The organism is Microcoleus sp. B3-A4 (assembly GCF_036705385.1).
Classification (GTDB): Bacteria; Cyanobacteriota; Cyanobacteriia; order Cyanobacteriales; family Microcoleaceae; genus Microcoleus.
Genome location: NZ_JAUBUI010000047.1, coordinates 15,439 through 32,597, shown reverse-complemented (window position 1 = coordinate 32,597; position 17,159 = coordinate 15,439). Strand labels below are relative to the sequence as shown.

General features: G+C 46.3%; 15 protein-coding genes. 8 read left to right on the top strand and 7 right to left on the bottom strand.

The annotated features are described in order from the left end of the window. Positions 1–186 precede the first annotated feature (186 nt). Both QUB33_RS18625 and QUB33_RS18620 read right to left on the bottom strand, forming a co-directional pair. Positions 187–1,119: a DNA-formamidopyrimidine glycosylase gene (locus QUB33_RS18625; RefSeq protein WP_333352379.1), complete on the bottom strand. Its 933-nt coding sequence runs from the start codon at positions 1,117–1,119 to the stop codon at positions 187–189. A 2-nt stretch (positions 1,120–1,121) separates the two neighbouring features. After that, positions 1,122–1,505, bottom strand: a complete 384-nt coding sequence (locus tag QUB33_RS18620) for a photosystem I reaction center subunit IV (RefSeq protein WP_190738280.1) — start codon at positions 1,503–1,505, stop codon at positions 1,122–1,124. A 286-nt stretch (positions 1,506–1,791) separates the two neighbouring features. On the opposite strand from QUB33_RS18620, the gene QUB33_RS18615 reads away from it, so the two are divergent. Together QUB33_RS18615 and QUB33_RS18610 are read left to right on the top strand one after the other, a co-directional pair. Beyond that, on the top strand, positions 1,792–2,616 hold the full coding sequence (locus QUB33_RS18615; RefSeq protein WP_333352376.1) for a dihydrofolate reductase family protein: 825 nt from the start codon (positions 1,792–1,794) through the stop codon (positions 2,614–2,616). Between the two features lie 105 nt (positions 2,617–2,721). Next, complete coding sequence (locus QUB33_RS18610) at positions 2,722–3,918, top strand: GNAT family N-acetyltransferase (protein ID WP_333352373.1); 1,197 nt, start codon at positions 2,722–2,724, stop codon at positions 3,916–3,918. A gap of 321 nt (positions 3,919–4,239) precedes the next feature. On the opposite strand, the gene QUB33_RS18605 is transcribed toward QUB33_RS18610, so the two are convergent. Both QUB33_RS18605 and QUB33_RS18600 read right to left on the bottom strand, forming a co-directional pair. Then, entirely contained in the window at positions 4,240–4,818 is a 579-nt protein-coding gene (locus tag QUB33_RS18605; RefSeq protein ID WP_190659665.1) for a hypothetical protein, read from the bottom strand. Positions 4,819–4,999: 181 nt separating this feature from the next. Further along, positions 5,000–6,364 (bottom strand): ATP-binding protein, encoded by a 1,365-nt coding sequence (locus QUB33_RS18600; RefSeq protein WP_333352405.1) that lies wholly within the window; start codon positions 6,362–6,364, stop codon positions 5,000–5,002. A 345-nt stretch (positions 6,365–6,709) separates the two neighbouring features. Here QUB33_RS18600 and QUB33_RS18595 point away from each other — a divergent pair, with 345 nt between their 5' ends. The 3 genes from QUB33_RS18595 (at position 6,710) to ftsH4 (ending at position 10,274) form a co-directional block, all read left to right on the top strand. Next, complete coding sequence (locus tag QUB33_RS18595) at positions 6,710–7,555, top strand: M48 family metalloprotease (RefSeq protein WP_333352355.1); 846 nt, start codon at positions 6,710–6,712, stop codon at positions 7,553–7,555. Positions 7,556–7,667: 112 nt separating this feature from the next. Continuing rightward, positions 7,668–8,141 carry a tryptophan-rich sensory protein gene (locus tag QUB33_RS18590; protein WP_333352350.1) on the top strand — a complete coding sequence of 158 codons (474 nt, stop codon included), beginning with the start codon at positions 7,668–7,670 and terminating at the stop codon, positions 8,139–8,141. 264 nt (positions 8,142–8,405) lie between these two features. After that, positions 8,406–10,274, top strand: coding sequence for an ATP-dependent zinc metalloprotease FtsH4 (gene ftsH4 / locus QUB33_RS18585; protein ID WP_333352347.1), 1,869 nt, complete (start codon positions 8,406–8,408; stop codon positions 10,272–10,274). A gap of 100 nt (positions 10,275–10,374) precedes the next feature. Here ftsH4 and QUB33_RS18580 read toward each other — a convergent pair whose 3' ends face one another. After that, a complete protein-coding gene (locus tag QUB33_RS18580; protein WP_333352344.1) occupies positions 10,375–12,822 on the bottom strand; it encodes an NACHT C-terminal helical domain 2-containing protein in 2,448 nt (815 codons plus the stop codon). Positions 12,823–12,952: 130 nt separating this feature from the next. On the opposite strand from QUB33_RS18580, the gene QUB33_RS18575 reads away from it, so the two are divergent. From QUB33_RS18575 to QUB33_RS18565, 3 genes are all read left to right on the top strand, one after another. Continuing rightward, positions 12,953–13,156, top strand: a complete 204-nt coding sequence (locus QUB33_RS18575; protein WP_333352341.1) for a hypothetical protein — start codon at positions 12,953–12,955, stop codon at positions 13,154–13,156. Positions 13,157–13,267: 111 nt separating this feature from the next. Further along, positions 13,268–13,489: a type II toxin-antitoxin system VapB family antitoxin gene (gene vapB, locus QUB33_RS18570; RefSeq protein WP_333352337.1), complete on the top strand. Its 222-nt coding sequence runs from the start codon at positions 13,268–13,270 to the stop codon at positions 13,487–13,489. A gap of 1 nt (position 13,490) precedes the next feature. Further along, positions 13,491–13,874 (top strand): type II toxin-antitoxin system VapC family toxin, encoded by a 384-nt coding sequence (locus QUB33_RS18565; protein ID WP_333352334.1) that lies wholly within the window; start codon positions 13,491–13,493, stop codon positions 13,872–13,874. A 139-nt stretch (positions 13,875–14,013) separates the two neighbouring features. On the opposite strand, the gene QUB33_RS18560 is transcribed toward QUB33_RS18565, so the two are convergent. After that, positions 14,014–14,910 carry a M48 family metalloprotease gene (locus QUB33_RS18560; RefSeq protein ID WP_333352331.1) on the bottom strand — a complete coding sequence of 299 codons (897 nt, stop codon included), beginning with the start codon at positions 14,908–14,910 and terminating at the stop codon, positions 14,014–14,016. A 304-nt stretch (positions 14,911–15,214) separates the two neighbouring features. Then, positions 15,215–16,807 (bottom strand): B12-binding domain-containing radical SAM protein, encoded by a 1,593-nt coding sequence (locus QUB33_RS18555; RefSeq protein WP_333352328.1) that lies wholly within the window; start codon positions 16,805–16,807, stop codon positions 15,215–15,217. Positions 16,808–17,159: the final 352 nt, after the last annotated feature.

Sequence of the window (17,159 nt, the reverse complement as noted above, 5' to 3'; positions counted from 1 at the left end):
GTTCAATATTCTTGGGCGCTCGGTGCCCCGCCCGCCCCTGACAGCCTTATTGACAAGGGTACAAGATATCCGTTCTTCCTTCTTCCTTCTTTCCTCTTCTGCCTTCTTCCCTCTTCTGCCTTCTGCCTTCTTCCTGACATCCGTTACATCCGAAGAAAGCTAATCCGTTGCCGAACTTCCTTCTGCTTATTGCTGACAGGCGGGGCAAAAATGAGTCGATCGCCCTGCTAATTTTATACGTTCGATGGTTGTGGAGCAAGTGCGGCAGGGTTGACCGGCGCGATTGTACACCCAAGCGACGCCGCCGTAGTTGCCGTTGACACCTTGGACGTTGAGAAAATTGCTAAAAGTCGTGCCGCCGGATTCGATCGCCTTCTGTAAAACTTGAATAATAGCTGTATGGATGCGCCCAATTTGCTCTGCGGTCAAATCCGCGCACAGAGTTGTGGGCATCACTCCCGACAAAAACAAAGTTTCGTCTGCGTAAATATTGCCCAAACCAGCTATCAGTGCCTGGTCTAGCAAAGCTGTTTTTATGGGTCGCCCCCGCCGGTGCAGCTTGCGGGTCAAATATTCTGTTGTAAACTCGTCGGAAAACGGTTCGGGGCCTAAGAGTTTCAAACCGATGACAGTGCCCGAAACCTCGGTTTCTGCGGGCACGTACCACATTTGCCCGAAGGTGCGCTGGTCTACAAACCGCAGTTCTTGGTTTCCTTCAAAAAACAGTCGCACTCGCGCGTGTTTTTGCAGGGGTTCGGATCTGTTCACCCACAGCAGTTGTCCCGTCATCCGCAGATGAACGCCCAACCAGCCAGCTTTTGAAGGAAGGAGCAAGGAAGAAGGAAGAGGGGAAGAGCTTGGAGTTTGATCTCTAAATTCTCCCCCTTTCCCTTTCTCTCTTTCTCCTTCTGGGAATTGAGATAGTTCTGCCAGTAGATATTTGCCGCGTCTGTACCAGCGGGCGATCGACTTTCCTTTGAGTTGTGTCAAAAAATCGGTCGCAGAGATTGAGCGGGCGATCGTGCTGTTTAACAGCACGTCCCCGCCCAACATTTCTCGATCGAGGGTTGCTTGATTCAAACCCCGGCAAATAGTTTCAACTTCTGGCAGTTCTGGCACAATTAGCGTTGTTCTGTTCCTTGACCTTGAGGCGAACCTTGGACGGTGCCGGGGGTTTCGGAGCCCGCTTTGCTGTCCGCGGTAGTTTTCGGCTGCTGCGAGGGGCTACCCTGGCCGGTTTGCCGAGTTTTCTCGTCGAGCGTGGTTTGTTTGCCGCCGGAAGCTACTGGAGTCCCTGTTTTCGCTTTTGCTTTGGGTGCTGCCACTTCCACTAATTCGCTTTCGGCGTAGTTGTTGGTGTTGACGCCTGCATAATTTACGCTGTTAAAGCGAACGATAACTGGGTATTTAATGCCGCTTTGGTCTACCGTAGCAACGGTGCCCACTTCTTGATACCAGTAGGATTCTTTGCGGAGAATCCGGACTGTTGAACCGCGTTGAACCATGAGCTTTTTTTCCTTTGCGATGAATAAACGGATCAAGCCATTTTTTTTACTCTAGTCGATCGCGCGGCGCATTTAAAGTCTGCAAGGGATTTTTTACCTCGCGCGCCGTTTTTTGTCTGCTGTTTGTAAAGAAAAGTAAATACTTTGCTAGGGCGATCGCTGCCGTTGCAAAATAAATAAACTCACATTATCCGTCAAATAAAAGCAGTGCGAGCGAGTTGAAAACAAACTTTACAAATAGTTGTGAATTGCTACAGTTAAAAGTTCTGCGAAATTCTGATAAGTAATGACTCGACCTCACGCAACAGTAATACTGGCGATCAGTGCTGACGGTAAAATTGCAGATGCAGTACGATCGCCCGCGAGATTCGGTTCTGCCAACGACAAAGCCCACCTCGAACAGCAAGTAGCAGCAAGTGACGCCGTTTTGTTCGGCAACGGCACTTTACAGGCTTATGGGACGACGATGAGAGTGATTTCGCCGGAATTGGTCAAACAGAGGGAACTGCAAGGGAAGCCCCCACAACCGGTGCAAATTGTGTGTTCGCGATCGCCCCAATTTGACCCAAACTTGCGATTTTTCCAGCAACCGGTGCCTCGCTGGTTGCTGACGGGGCAAGACTGTAGGGAAACGGCATTGCCGTCACCTGTTCCGACGAAAGACAGTAAGTTCGATCGCACATCTGGCACCATTCTCAATAACGGGCAAGATGCCCGTTCCACAAAAGATGAATTTTCTTGTGGAACAGGCATCTTGCCTGTTCATAAAAGGCTTATTGAGAATGATGCAACATCTCAATTCGATCAAATTATCTATGCGAAAACCGCAGGTGGAGAGATTGATTGGATTGATGCGTTTCAACAGCTAGCAAGCTTCGGTATCACACGCTTGGCGATTCTGGGCGGGGGAAAACTGGTAGCGTCTGTGCTGGCTGCAGGCTTGGTAGACGAATTTTGGCTGACGGTGTGCCCGTTAATTTTGGGTGGCGCGGATGCACCGACGGCTGTTGAGGGAGAGGGTTTTTTGGCGGATTTAGCTCCGAAATTGGAGCTTTTGGCGGTTAAACAGGTGGGACAAGAGGTATTTTTGCATTATCGGGTCGATCGATAGTCCCGCATTTTAACTGTTTCCCGGCAGAGCCTGGTAACAAGTGTCGAACAGGGGAAATTATATTAACTTAAATGAAGTTCGATCGCTCTACGCACAAGTCTCCCTATGCTGAAACAGCCAAAGCCTCAATATTCTGTAGCCTGGATTAGCAAAATAGGCGAAATCCCGCAAGCATCGTGGGATGCCTTGGCGATGCCACTAAAAACTCCATTTCTGGAATGGGATTGGCTTAACAATCTCGAAGTCTCGGGCAGTGCGACAGGTAAAACCGGTTGGCTACCGCATCACTTGACTGTGTGGCGAGACAAACAGTTGATTGCTTGCGCGCCACTTTATGTCAAAAGTCACAGTTACGGGGAATTTGTATTCGATAATCAGTGGGCGGATTTAGCCCAACGTTTGGGTGTTCACTATTATCCCAAATTGATGGGAATGACGCCGTTTACTCCGGCTGAAGGCTATCGGTTTTTGATTGCCGAGGGAGAAGATGAAGACGAGTTAACCGGAGTAATGGTAAGCGCGATCGACCATTTTTGCGATCGCCACAATATCTCCGGTTGCAATTTCCTTTATGTCGATCCAGAATGGCGCGAAAGGATGGAACGCCACGGTTTCAGCAGTTGGCTACACCACAGCTATATTTGGCAAAATCAAGGATATCAAAATTTTGACAATTATTTAGGCGCATTTAATGCCAACCAGCGCCGCAATATCAAACGCGAACGGAAAGCAGTTGACCAAGCTGGTTTGTTGATAAAAACGCTGACGGGCGATGAAATTCCCCAAGCCATGTTTGCTCAAATGTATGCTTTTTATGAGAATACTTGCGACAAATTTGGTTGGTGGGGAAGCAAGTATCTGACTAAGCGATTTTTTGAACAGTTGCACCACAATTATCGCGATCGAGTTTTATTTGTAGCCGCCTACGACAAGGAAGATGAGAGACAGCCGGTGGGTATGTCTTTTTGTTTGTATAAGGGCGATCGACTGTACGGGCGTTATTGGGGCAGTTTGCAGGAAATCGACTGCTTGCACTTCGATGCTTGTTACTATACGCCGATCGAATGGGCGATCGATCGGGGCATCCAAAGCTTCGATCCCGGTGCCGGCGGACGGCACAAAAAACGGCGCGGCTTTCCAGCTACGCCAAATTATAGTTTGCACCGATTTTATAACAACCGTCTGGCGCAAATTCTCAAGTCTTATATCGGTCAAATCAACGAAAGAGAACAGGAAGAAATTGATGCAATCAACGAGGATTTACCTTTTACTAAGTTACCTCCGTTGTTACTCGGCGATTGACGGTTGACTGGGAATTAGGAATTGGAAATTGGGAATTACTAACAGCCTATTGGTGTCAACCTAATACTAAAATCCTGTGTATAATCTCTCGTTTGTATGGAAGATTCTATCCCCCTAAATTCCCCTTAAAAAGAGGGAACTTGAATGCTCTTTCCCCTTTATAAATAGGAGTTAGAGGCGACGTAAGAATACTATTGTCTCCCCCTTAATAAGGGGGATTAGGGGGGATCGAAACTCAACTATAAACGATATTTATTATGGGTTTTAGTCTTAAGTTGACACGAATGGTAACAGTCAACAGTCAACAGTCAACCAATTAACCTAATTCACAAATACTCTCCCATCTTCCTGAATTTCCAGGGATTTTGTATCAGCGGCCACCTCAGTTGTCGCGCCGAAACTGACTTGCAACATTCCCGGCATGGCGGTTGCTTGGGGGCGAACCAGCACCAATCCGCCGTCTGGGCGCTGGTAAGTGAGGGTGATTGGCACTGGGAGGGTTTGAAGCAAAATTTCCGATTGTTCGCCCAGAGTGCGCGGCTGGGTAACGCCTACGATTTGATAATTGATGACAGCATTGGTGGTATTCACCAGTTTAATTACTATCCCGCCTTCGGCAGGCGTAACTCGCGCACTGGGTAGGGGAAAGCGGGGAGGCGCGTCTGTGGGTGTAGATGGCATCCCGCTGAGGCCCGGACTTGCAGCCGGAGTTGGTTGGCTGACGGGTTCTTCAGTGGCTGCGGGAGTCTCTGAGGGAGTCTCTGCGGGTTGGGAAACGGGTTTTCCTTGTTGGGGCGGGGGGCCGCCGGCGTGGGAAAGTGTTGCGAGACTAACGAGTAAACCTCCGCAGGTGGCGGCTAGCAAGCTGATTTTTTTTAACGGTAGATTGTGGCGAAACATAAATAACTCCTCACAAGTTCGATCGAGGTTTTCCAACAAAGTTCATGTTAATCTATGCGGGAATTGAATTTTAATAGGTGGGTTTGAGCCAGAGGTAAGAAGAATCAGGCTTGAGGGGTAGATTTTTTTTTAACCGCAGAGGGCGCAGAGGGCGCAGAGGAGGAGGGGAAGAGAGGAATTTTTAGAGGTGAGATGCTTCTGATTTGTGGGCGGGGAGGGTGACGGTAACGGCGGTACCTCGATCGACTTGGCTGTCAATGCGGATTTGGCCGCGGTGATTTTCGACAATTGCTTTGGCGATGGCTAATCCTAAACCGGAACCGGCGGCGCTGCGGTGGGTGCGGGCGGGATCTGCGCGGTAGAATCGATCGAACAAATGCGGCAGGGCTTCTGCGGAAATCCCGATGCCGGTGTCTGTTACTTTGATTTGCAGCGCTGGATTTAAGATCGGCGAATTTCTTTTGTTTTTAGCTGCAAGTTGCAATTTTACTTCAATTTCGCCGCCAGAGGGCGTGTACTGCACGGCGTTGCTGACGATATTGGTAAACAGTCGGGCTAGTTGATCCCAGTCACCCAACAGTGTAAAGTTGTCCTCAGCGTTGGGCAGATCGACAATTTCCAAAGAAAGAGAGAGATTTTGGGTTGTGGCGATCGCCAGTTGTTCTTCAATTACCTCCATCAGCAAAGCATCGAGAGGAACCTCAATCCACTGCTGCTGAACGATACCGCTGTCTTGTCTGGCTAAAAACAACAAATCGTCAACCAAGCGCCCCAAACGGCGCGTGAGGCGTTCGATAACTTGTAGCTGTTGATGCTGCTGCGGTTCGATATCCGGTTCGGCCAAAGCTACTTGGACGTTAGTTTGAATAGTGGCGATCGGATTTCGGAGTTCGTGAGAAGCATCAGCGGTAAACTGTTTGAGACGCCCGTAAGACTCCCGTATCGGTGCCATAGCCAATCCCGACAGCAGCCAGCCAATAGCTGCAACGCAAATTAGAGTTAAACCCGCGCCCAAAATCAAATCGAGAATTAATTGGCGGATGGGTTTTGTCACTTCAAACCAAGGATGGCTGACTCGCAAATATCCCAGAACTTGGCGGCCACTTTCTACTCGCTGCGTTACTTGTCTGAGGGAATAATTTTGATCGGACTGCAACTTATTATTAATTATCCAAACTGTTTCGCCTGTGCGGTTAGCATGAATCGGAATCTTCAGCGGTTCCGATAAAGTAGACCACAGCAATTCGCCTGTAGGACTGAACCATTCTAAATCAATATGGTCGTCTTCTACGGCATCGGTGCTATCTCGAAAACTGGCTTGAATATTAACTTGCAACTTATTTTTATCTTGCGTATTAGGGAAAGTTAGCGGTTCGATAACGAGAGTTCGCTCTATTACTTCGACAACGTGATGAAGAGTGTCATCTATGCGATCGATCAAAGTAGTGCGGACATAAAAATAGAAACCAGTGGCGAATACAAGTAACAATACAGCAGTAACGGCAGTGTACCAAATAGCGAGGCGGCGGCGGGTAGCTTGAAACATATTGCGAAGAAAGTTCGGCAACGGATTGTCTAAGGGATTCAATAGATTTAACCGATTTAATAACTATAGCAATCCTTGGAGAGTCGTAAATTTTTTACCCCACCCCAACCCTCCCCTTGGTAAGGGGAGGGAGTAAGAAATTCACAAATGATTTAGGATTGCTCTATAACCTTCTTCTCTTCTCTTCCTTCGTGTCCTTCGCGTCTTCGCGGTTCGTTTAAAAAAGCCTTGTTCGGAAATAATCTCAAAAAACTCTAACAACTTTCTATTCTTGATACTTCAGACAGATGTCGAGAGAGCTGTCACCATAGTAATATAATCGCGAAACTTTTTAGGTAAAAGTCTGTGACAAAATTTTTATTCAGGGCCGCGATCGGGCTATTAATGGCATTTTTTGGAGCAATTACCTATTTTACAAACGACGTACAAAATCCGGTAACTGGAGAGAGACAGCGAGTGCAGCTTTCTCCCCGCCAAGAGATAGTTTTGGGATTGCAGGCGCGGGATCAAATGGCCGCCAAGCACGGGGGGCTTTATCCCAGCCAGAGTATTCAGCAGTATGTCGATCAAGTAGGAGCACGAGTAGTCAACGGTTCGGCGGCGAAACAAGCGGGTTATCCGTTTGAATTCCACCTCCTGCGAGACGCCCAAACTGTCAATGCTTTTGCTTTACCGGGGGGCCAAGTTTTCATTACCGCTGCACTTCTGCAGCGCCTGAATTCGGAGGCTCAGTTGGCTGCTGTACTGGGGCACGAGGCCGGTCACGTGGTGGGCCGACACGGTGCAGAACACTTGGCAAAGCAGCAGTTGGGCAGGTCTTTGGTAACGGCGGTTGGGGTGGCTACTAGCGACGAGCGCGGGGGCGGGCAGCAGGCAGCATTAATTGCTCAAGCTGTCAATCAAGTGGTCGGTTTGCGGTACGGTAGATCCGACGAACTTGAGAGCGATCAGCTCGGTTTTCGGTTTATAACGGAAGCGGGTTACGATCCTAGAGGTATTGTTGAGGTGATGCAAATCCTCGGTGCTGCTAGGAAGGGCGAAGCGCCGCCGGAGTTTTTGAGTTCTCACCCGAATCCTGAAAACCGAGTTCAAAAGTTGCAAGCTTTAATCGCGCAAAATTACCCTAACGGCGTTCCAGCTAATTTGGTGTCTGGACGCGATGAGTTTGCTAAGAATGTGTCGGGCCGTTAGCGATAATTGCGTCGCGCTTTACAAAAGTTATTACTAAAGGCGGATCAAAGTTCGGCTTTGATTTGACACGATCGACTTAATGAGCGATCGAGCAATTGGAAAGTTGAAAACCATGATTGAATCTTGGATGATTATCGGCGGCGTGACTTTCTCAGTCGCGTTCGGTACTCTGTTTTTTAAACTGCGCGATATTAACTGGGCAGTCAAACTTGAAAGACCGGATTGGATGTTTTTTGAGCCTGCTATTCCGTTAATTTGGACGGTGATTTTTGCTTGCGGGGCCGGCAGCGCTACTTTCGTATGGGAACATGATCCAGGGAGCCTTAAAACTTGGCTGCTGATGGCATTGTACTTGCTTTTAGAAATTGTAACAGTTGCTTATATTCCTGCTACTCTCAGAGCCAAAAGTCTGAAAGTAGGGACGATTTTGGGAGGGGCTGGCGAGATTGTGGGAGCTGTGTTGACGTTGGCTGTTTTGTCGATTTCTCAAACAGCGGCTTTGTTACTTTTGCCTTACGTGATTTGGGGTGCGATCGGCACTTATACCACTTGGGAAATGATTCAGTTAAACCCAGAAGCCGCATAAATATTCGGTGCGTATTTCCGCATAAATATTCGGTGAGCATTTCGCACCTTACACCAAGGTAATTAGGTGCGAAATGCTCACCCTCGATAGAGGTAAGGTGCACCGAAGATCACCATCCAATTATTGTTAGTTTTGAATTTTATCAAAGCAACAGTGGCTGGTTTACCCATCCATCAAGTGAGGGAATCCGCTTGACAGTGGTTGGGTAGTTGATGAGAAAATAAATGAATAAGACGGCTTTAAATCACAGGATGACTTTTATCAATGGCAATTAAAGACCAGCCCCAACCACCTCGTTTTCGGCAAATTAGCAATATTTTGTTATTGCTCTCAAGTCTCTTTCTGCTGGCGAATATCTTTTTGCCGAATTTGTTCGGGCCACAAATTCCGCAAGTGCCTTACAGCTTGTTTGTCCATCAGGTTCAAGAACAAGATGTGGTGCGAGCTTCGGTAGGTCAAAATGAAATTCGCTACCAACTCAAAGGCGAAGGCGATCAACCCGGTCAAGTGCTGTCAACTACGCCGATTTTTGACCTGGAACTTCCTAAACTTTTGCAAGAAAAAGGCGTTGAATTTGCGGCAACTCCTCCTTCCAAAAATGGCTGGATCGGCAGTGTTTTAAGCTGGGTGGTTCCGCCGCTGATTTTTGTGGCCATTTTTCAATTTTTCATGAACAGGCAGGGCGGCGGGCCGCAGGGTGCGCTGTCGCTCGGCAAAAGCAAAGCTAAGGTCTATGTAGAAGGCGAATCGGCGAAAATTACTTTTGCTGATGTGGCTGGAGTAGAAGAGGCTAAAACTGAATTAGTCGAAGTTGTTGAGTTCCTGAAAACTCCCGATCGCTTTACGGCAATTGGCGCGAGAATTCCGAAAGGCGTGCTGTTAGTCGGGCCTCCGGGAACTGGCAAAACCCTGTTAGCAAAAGCAGTGGCTGGTGAAGCTGGCGTACCGTTTTTTAGCATCTCGGGTTCCGAGTTTGTGGAACTGTTTGTAGGTGTTGGTTCTGCAAGAGTTAGAGATTTATTCGAGCAGGCTAAGAAACAGGCTCCTTGTATTATTTTCATTGATGAATTGGACGCGATCGGCAAATCTCGTAGCAGTAACGCTAGCTTCGGTGGGAATGATGAACGCGAACAAACTCTCAATCAATTATTAACTGAAATGGACGGTTTTGCGGCGGGCAATACTACGGTAATTGTGCTGGCTGCAACTAACCGCCCAGAAAGTTTGGATGCTGCTTTGTTGCGCCCTGGCCGTTTCGATCGCCAAGTTTTAGTCGATCGCCCGGATTTATCTGGCCGCGAAGAAATTTTGAACATTCACTCTCAAAAAGTGAAGTTGGGCCCGGATATTGACTTGAAGGCGGTCGCCACTCGCACCCCCGGTTTTTCGGGCGCAGATTTGGCAAATTTGGTCAATGAAGCTGCCTTGCTAGCTGCTCGCAACAAACGCCTAACTGTAGCACAGGAAGACTTTTATGAGGCGTTTGAGCGCGTTGTCGCTGGCTTGGAAAAGAAAAGCCGCGTGCTCAACGAAAAAGAGAAAAAGATTGTAGCTTACCACGAAGTCGGGCACGCGATGGTGGGTGCTGCGATGACAGGCGGCGGCGAAGTGTCAAAAATCTCGATCGTCCCGCGCGGTATGGCTGCATTGGGTTACACGTTGCAAGTACCGACTGAAGACCGTTTCTTGTTAGATGAATCGGAGTTGCGGGGTCAAATTGCAACTTTGCTGGGCGGGCGATCGGCTGAGGAAGTCGTGTTTGGCAGCATTACTACCGGCGCTTCAAACGACTTGCAAAGGGCGACTGATTTAGCTGAACGGATGGTGACGACTTACGGGATGAGTAAGGTTTTGGGGCCTCTAGCTTACGATCGGGGTCAACAAGCAATGTTCCTCAATGACGGTATGGGAAATGCCCGCCGTGCGGTAAGTGCTCAGACTGCTGAGGCGATCGACCAAGAAGTCAAAGAAATCGTCGAAACTGCACATCAGCAAGCTTTGGATATTCTGAAAGCCAATCGGGAATTGTTGGAAACAATCACGCAGCAACTTTTGGAAACTGAAGTAGTTGAAGGTGAGGCTTTGCACAAATTACTCGCTGAAGTGCGGCATTTAGATAAGGCTGCGGCTTGAGTTTAAAAGGGTTGAATTAAACCGTATATTAACGCAGATGAGTCCAAATCATCTGCGTTTTTTGATATTTTACGACTTACGGACAGATAACGCGATCGTGTCATTTTCTGTGCTGGCTTGGCAAAAGTAATGTTTCCTCAATTTCCTGCCGAACATTATTACTGACTGAAGTATCACTGTTCAAACAATCGATTAGGAACCAATTAAGCGTATGATACTTCCTAAAGTAATTTAGATGTTTTTCACTCAAGTTTTGATATTGTTCACTCCATTGTTCTCCAAAAATCAAGAATAGATTACGATATTTAATCAAATTATGTATATCTGAGAGCCACATACAACCGTTTTCTTGCCACCAGCTAAAGCAACCATCTAAATCATCATCAGAACTTGGTAATCTATCTCGTAAATCTTCAAGGAAATATTTAAGATTATCTTCATAAGCGTTTTGACAAGCATTAACATCGAATACTTTAACAAAATTGGAAATTCTATTTTTCATCTCGCCATGAAAGCGGTCTCGACCACCTATCCAGATATGTCCCGAAATAAAGGTTTGGATAAGAGTGCTGTCGAGAGCCATGACATCTAGGATAGGCTCCCCACTCTTGAATCCAGCGTGGATTGATAACCCAGTCTGACGTAAAACAAATAATAGACATTTTTCAAAATAGAATGTCCGAATAATTGCTAAACTATATGGGATTTTAAGTTCAGTTTGTACAATTAAAGATTTACCTTCGATATATCCAAGAAAACTCGTTAGTAGAGGCTTTGAATTAGATAGTAAATCTATTTCTGATTTCAGTGCTAGTAGAAATTGTTCGAGATTTGATGACATTTCAGCCATTAATATGAAAACTTCACGCCAATAATGATCTGTAGTAGCGTTGACCAAACCTGTTAACCCTGTATGAGCATGAAACCACTTGGCCACCAAATACTCTTGAAACGTCAGATGAGAAAATGACCAATAGCCGGCCGAGCGCTCGATCAGTAATCCGGTTTCTGTCTCGAATATTTTCATAATGTTTCTGGCAGTAGAACGTTCCACTTTAAAATAGTTACCAATGAATTTCTCTAGAGTTTGTTCTTCTGGGAAGTAGTCATTTTTCTCAAATAGCATTACTGCTAATTCTGCCATAAACTCCTCTTTGATATCAATGGTTAATTTCCGATCGCTTGGCATTCGTTTCAGTCGCTCCAATAACTGACGTATGCCTTTTTCATAAAGCTGAAAACGCTTCTTAGGTAGGTTGCCTCGTTCATCCCTAAAAACTGCACAAATCAAATTTAACAGTACGGGTGTAACGGTTAGTTCTGCAATAGTTTTGTTCTCTGCTGCTCGAAGTTGCTGCTGTAATTGAGGTGCAAGGGATGCCTGAGCACCTGAATCGACTATCTTGAACCAATTTTCCACGAATCGATCTACTTGTTCAGGCGTAAAGTTATCGACTTCGACATCCGTAAAACCTTCTAGCTCTTTCTGACTCTGGGTTCGGCAGGTAATGACCAATCGGTTGTTGCCGTATCCACCAAACTCTCGTACCGCATCAATCACATTCTCGATATCCTCTGAAGGCACTTCATCTAAGCCATCGAGCAATACTAACGATCTTCCCTGCACTAAAATCTCTTTGGCATTTGCATCGCACCCGTTCGATTGGTTTGCCAATTCCTTAGCCAAATAATCCAACAGATTCCACGACGTTTTCATTTTGTGAACCATTTTCGCAAACTCTGGCAACGCCACAAACAGCGGTACTAAATCAGCAAAAAATTCTTCCTCTGGCTGAATGCACTTTACTGCCAATGATTTAAGAAATGTTGTTTTTCCTGCTCCAGGTTTACCTAACACCAACAATTTGGCGTAGTCTTTGATGACTGAGATTGCCTCCACTCCTTTCTGTTTAACCTGACTCGAACTCAGGCGATCGAAATCCTGGCGATTACCTGGTTCATATTCGCCCCGCCAGTTAGAAAAATGACGTGAAGAACTGACTTGCTCTAACACATTCAGGTCAATGTAAATTTTGTCCACTGGCACAGGTTGACTCACTGAGAACATCCGCATTGTGCCGATGATGCTATGTGGGGCAGTGATGAAAGGCAGAAGGCGCGATCGTACCTGCTGAACTAACGCATCAATATTAGCTTGACCCTTTCTACATATTTCTCCTGGTAAGGAGAATGGCTGATTATTTTGCCGTTGCCATTCTGGAAAACGAGATTCCCAGAGCCATTTATACCCTTGCTCCCACGGACTTTGACCTTTAGCTGCTCTCCCTCGTTTGGGTTTATTAGATGGGCCACCATTATCCTCGAAGATTTTGCAAATTTTCTTTAATTCATCTTGAAGTTTCTGAGAGGCATCTTCCGGTTCCTTGTTCCATGCAATAAAACTTACCAGAGTCACATTTTCTCTATCAGCATTTTTTCGATTAAAACGTGCCAAGAATGTCGCTAGTGTATCGCCTGTCAGGTTGAGCTGGAGAGCGATCGCGTCTAAAAACAGTTGTTCTTCTACCGATTTAAACTGAGAATCCACCTTTCACTAAGCTCCATTATCTATTTATTTCTATTTATTTCTATCTGCCTTTCTATTTGTTAGCAATTTTTTTTCTATTTGACCACTCCTAATCTTAAAAGTGTCAACCTTTTACACCTGAGAGTGACAGATGAAACCTTATAACAAAAAGAAATGGCTCAAAATAATCGAGTTTGCGGTGGTTGGCTTTGCAACTTTGTGCGATCCAACAGCAGGCGGATTACTGTTTATGCTCAAGCTGTGCTTTCAAATCCTGACAGCGTTGCAGAAAGATGAGCCGACTGAAACAGACAAGGGCAAACAAACAAACCCGCGTTTGTGCGATCGCAAGTAATCGTATTAAGGGAGAGCAATCACAGGGCGCTCTCCCTTCGCACCAAATACCTTCAGACTGCCATTACAGTATAATTGGTGAATATGACATAGTAAAATTTGTACAGAAATCATGACTATCGATCTAGAGATTTTTCAAACTCTCGTCAAGATGCCAGAATCTCTCAAACAAGAGATATTGCATTATGCAAAATATCTACTTGAAAAACACGCCAAAACAGAATCATCTCCCGAACAAATTGAACAACCTCATGGTTATGGTAGTTGGGCCGGTCAGATCGTTAGGTCTGATGATTTGGATGAACCGCTAGAAGATTTAAAGGAATATATGTAACATGGAATCCCTTTTAGATACTCATGCCTTTCGGTGGTATTTGCTTGGCGATTCCAATCTAGGTAGTAAAGCAAAAGAAGCGATCGATACTAAAACAGGTTTATATTTTAGTATTGCCAGCCTGTGGGAAATCTCTATTAAAATTAATGTCGGTAAGCTTCAACTGAATCGACCATTTGAAGACCTGCCGAAGGAATTGCAATACATTAACGCTCAAATTCTACCAATTACACTTGAAGACACTGAGATTTACGCAGGTCTTCCTCTGCATCATCGAGATCCCTTCGATCGCATTCTGGTAGCACAGACCATGAATCATTCGCTGGTTTTGATTAGTCGCGATGAGGCTTTTGATGCTTATCCAATTCAGCGAGTTTGGTCATGAAGAAGGCAAATGTTTTATACTAGCGATCGCCCCTACCTATCGAATTAGTCGCTCCATACAGTTAGCATTATAAACAAACAGAAAACCGGCTGCTTCAAACAACCGGGTTTCTAAATAGTGTTGCTGCATTTTCGATCGATTAAATTCCGGGTACGTAGGCCATAACTGGAGTACCTTGCTGCTGCTGCGCGATTTCCAAAAGGCGTTGAATCCGCTCCTCTGTCGGCGGGTGAGTGCGGAAAAGTGACTGCAAGCCTTTAGTCGAAAAAGGATTCACAATTAGCAGCGGCGACATAGAAGGATTGCCGTGCATCGGAATTTCATGACCAATTTTCTCCAATTTCTGCAGGGCGTTGGCTAAACCGATCGGGTTATTGGTAATTTCCACCGCACCGCTGTCGGCTGCAAATTCCCTCGTTCGAGAAATCGCCAATTGAATTACGGTTGCTGATAGCGGTGCTAAAATGATTAAAAACAGCAAACCAAACGGATTCGCGCCTTGTCTGCTATCCCGCGTTACCGGGCCGTAAAGCGCTCCAAAAGTAAGAATTCGCCCGACAAATGTAATTGCACCGGCAATTGTTCCTGCAACTGCTTGAGTGAGGGTGTCGCGGTTGCGGATGTGCGTGAGTTCGTGGGCTAAAACGCCTTCCAATTCTTCGCGAGAAAGCACCTTCATGATGCCTTCAGTAACTGCTATTGTCGCGTGTTCCGGGTCTCTTCCTGTGGCGAATGCGTTCGGAGATTGAGTGGGAACTAGAAATATTTTCGGCACCGGAATTTGGGCTTTTTCGCTCAGCGATGCTACCATATCGTAGAGTTCGGGAGCTTCGCTGCGGGCGATCGGCTGAGCGCGGTAAGCCATTAACGCGGCCGTGTCGGAATAGTACCAAGAGCTAAAACTTGAGAAGGCGGCTAGCGCTAAACCGATGTAAAGTCCTTGCTCGTTGCCGATTAAATAATAACTTCCTAAAACGAGAAGGCCGCTTAGGAGTCCTAAGAGAGCGGCTGTTCTGAGTTGATTTGTTCCTAACATGGCGGGTTGAGGGCGATCAATATTTTGATATTTTTGAGCTTCTAATTAGATTTTCATATTTGGGGGCGCTCACGCCTCTATCTGCCGAAATAACTGCTGCCGCCAATAGTAGTATTTCACCTTTTCAGTCAGAAACTGGGAAGGCCTCAGAAGGCTCTCTCGCCTCCTCTCAAGAGGCTGCTGAGCCGCAGGATATGACATTTCCAGCCAGAACCTGGAAACGAGATTAAAAACAAAATAAACGCAGACAATCTTACATTCATCTGCGTTTGTCTGCGTTTATCTGCGGTTGAATTTTCCAACCCTAAACCGCTTGCACTTGCTTTTCCTCAACAGCAACTGGTTCTTGATATACAGTTTGAGACTCATTAGCCAAAAAGTCAGCCAATTGAGCTTCAATTTCATCCCGCACAATCTGGCGGTATTCCAGGAAATGCTCGTTGTGAGCGCAGACAGTTAAATAGTGATCCCAAACCGCAGGATTGCGCTTGAAAATGCTGAACAAATGATGCCAAAACTTCCACCGAGTTTTGCGCTTGACTCCCTGCCGCCAAACCACCGTTAGCAGTGCTCGCAAGTCTATCCAACTGGGAATTCTTGCAGGTATATTTGCTGTAGGTGCACCCAACATCAAGAAGTGGCGATAAGTCCGGTCTAAATATTTCTCAGCATCGTACACTTCGCAGAATGCCTCGACATATTCCCGGGCAATATCTTCGAGAGGCCGCGTCGGGATAAAGTTCATCAAAGTAGTCTGGTTGAGGTTGCCAGATTTGTCGCGCAACCGGCCTTCTTTTGCTAGTCTGTGGGACAATGCCGTGTGTGGCAAAGCTTGCAGCATTCCAAAGGTTGTGCTCGGAATTGCTGCTGCTTCGGCAAACTTGACAATCCGCTGACCGGCACCGGGTTTTTCGCCGTCAAATCCGATGATAAATCCGGCCATTACTCGCAAACCGGATTTGGCAATTAACTCTACGGATTCGATCAGGGAATTGCGGGTATTTTGGAATTTTTTCGTCATTTGCAGGCTTTCTTCATCGGGAGTTTCAATCCCTAGAAACACTGCATTGAAATTGCAAGCAACCATCATGTCCATCAATTCTTGGTCTTGGGCTAAATCGATGGATGCTTCTGTGTTGAAAGTAAACGGGAATTTGTGTTCTTCTTGCCAAACTTTTAAGTCTTTTAGCAACAGTTTGACGCTGCGTTTGTTGCCGATAAAGTTGTCGTCTACCATGAACACGCCGCGCCGCCAGCCCAAGTTGTAGAGACAGTCTAGTTCTGCGATCAATTGTTGGGGGTTTTTGGTGCGGGGTTTGCGGCCGTAGAGGACGATGATATCGCAGAATTCGCACTGGAAAGGACAACCTCGGGAAAATTGAATCGACATTGAGTCGTAGGCGTCTAATTCCAGCAAGTCGAAGCGGGGGACTGGGGTTGTGGTAACATCGGGTTTTACGCCGTCCGATCGATAAATTCCGCTTTTTTCGCCGCGCCCTATTGCTTCGACAAACATCGGCAAGGTGATTTCGCCTTCGTCGAGAATCAGGTAATCTATGCCCGCTGCTTGAGGTTCTTCGGGTACGGAAGTCGGGTAAGGCCCGCCGCAAGCTACGGATTTACCGCGCCGTTTTGCTTCGCGAATTATGTCTAGCAAATCTTCTTTTTGGACAATCATTGCGGAGAGAATAACGAGCTCTGCCCATTCCCATTCTGCTTCGGTGATTTGTCTGATGTTGCGATCGACTAACTTAAATTCCCATTCTTGGGGTAAAATAGCTGCTACTGTTACCAAACCCAGCGGTGGCAGCAGCACTTTACGATCGACTAATTCTAGGATTTTCTCGTAAGACCAAAATGTTTTCGGAAACAGGGGGTAAACTAGAAGAACTCGCATTATATGTTAAACCTCACATCAGTAAACAACTTGCGATCGGGGTGGCGTGTTTGAGAGTTCGATCGACTCTCAAGACTTAATGTTAATGCTAAAATTACGATCTTGCACTCGATCGAATATCTGACGAGGGGTGACACCCCCTAAGACAAACAAAATAAGCGCAATTTTTAGCTTGCAGTTCCCTGTTAAAGTTTGCAAATGCTGATATCTTATCGTATTTGAGCCTTAATTGACGATAATCGCATTTAAAAAGCATGGGACTAAGGCAAAAAAGAATTTGGAAAACTTACATTATTCGTAAAATGCGCCTCGGCGCACCCTACATATATCTCGTAAGGTACACATTCTCTCT

What these genes read in the sequence shown, in the direction of transcription:
- QUB33_RS18605 (WP_190659665.1), bottom strand. Translation starts at nt 4,818, where the DNA reads ATGTTTCGCCACAATCTACCGTTAAAAAAAATCAGCTTGCTAGCCGCC.
- QUB33_RS18560 (WP_333352331.1), bottom strand. Translation starts at nt 14,910, where the DNA reads ATGTTAGGAACAAATCAACTCAGAACAGCCGCTCTCTTAGGACTCCTA.
- QUB33_RS18565 (WP_333352334.1), top strand. Translation starts at nt 13,491, where the DNA reads ATGGAATCCCTTTTAGATACTCATGCCTTTCGGTGGTATTTGCTTGGC.
- vapB (WP_333352337.1), top strand. Translation starts at nt 13,268, where the DNA reads ATGACTATCGATCTAGAGATTTTTCAAACTCTCGTCAAGATGCCAGAA.
- QUB33_RS18615 (WP_333352376.1), top strand. Translation starts at nt 1,792, where the DNA reads ATGACTCGACCTCACGCAACAGTAATACTGGCGATCAGTGCTGACGGT.
- QUB33_RS18610 (WP_333352373.1), top strand. Translation starts at nt 2,722, where the DNA reads ATGCTGAAACAGCCAAAGCCTCAATATTCTGTAGCCTGGATTAGCAAA.
- ftsH4 (WP_333352347.1), top strand. Translation starts at nt 8,406, where the DNA reads ATGGCAATTAAAGACCAGCCCCAACCACCTCGTTTTCGGCAAATTAGC.
- QUB33_RS18555 (WP_333352328.1), bottom strand. Translation starts at nt 16,807, where the DNA reads ATGCGAGTTCTTCTAGTTTACCCCCTGTTTCCGAAAACATTTTGGTCT.
- QUB33_RS18575 (WP_333352341.1), top strand. Translation starts at nt 12,953, where the DNA reads ATGAAACCTTATAACAAAAAGAAATGGCTCAAAATAATCGAGTTTGCG.
- QUB33_RS18590 (WP_333352350.1), top strand. Translation starts at nt 7,668, where the DNA reads ATGATTGAATCTTGGATGATTATCGGCGGCGTGACTTTCTCAGTCGCG.
- QUB33_RS18620 (WP_190738280.1), bottom strand. Translation starts at nt 1,505, where the DNA reads ATGGTTCAACGCGGTTCAACAGTCCGGATTCTCCGCAAAGAATCCTAC.
- QUB33_RS18600 (WP_333352405.1), bottom strand. Translation starts at nt 6,364, where the DNA reads ATGTTTCAAGCTACCCGCCGCCGCCTCGCTATTTGGTACACTGCCGTT.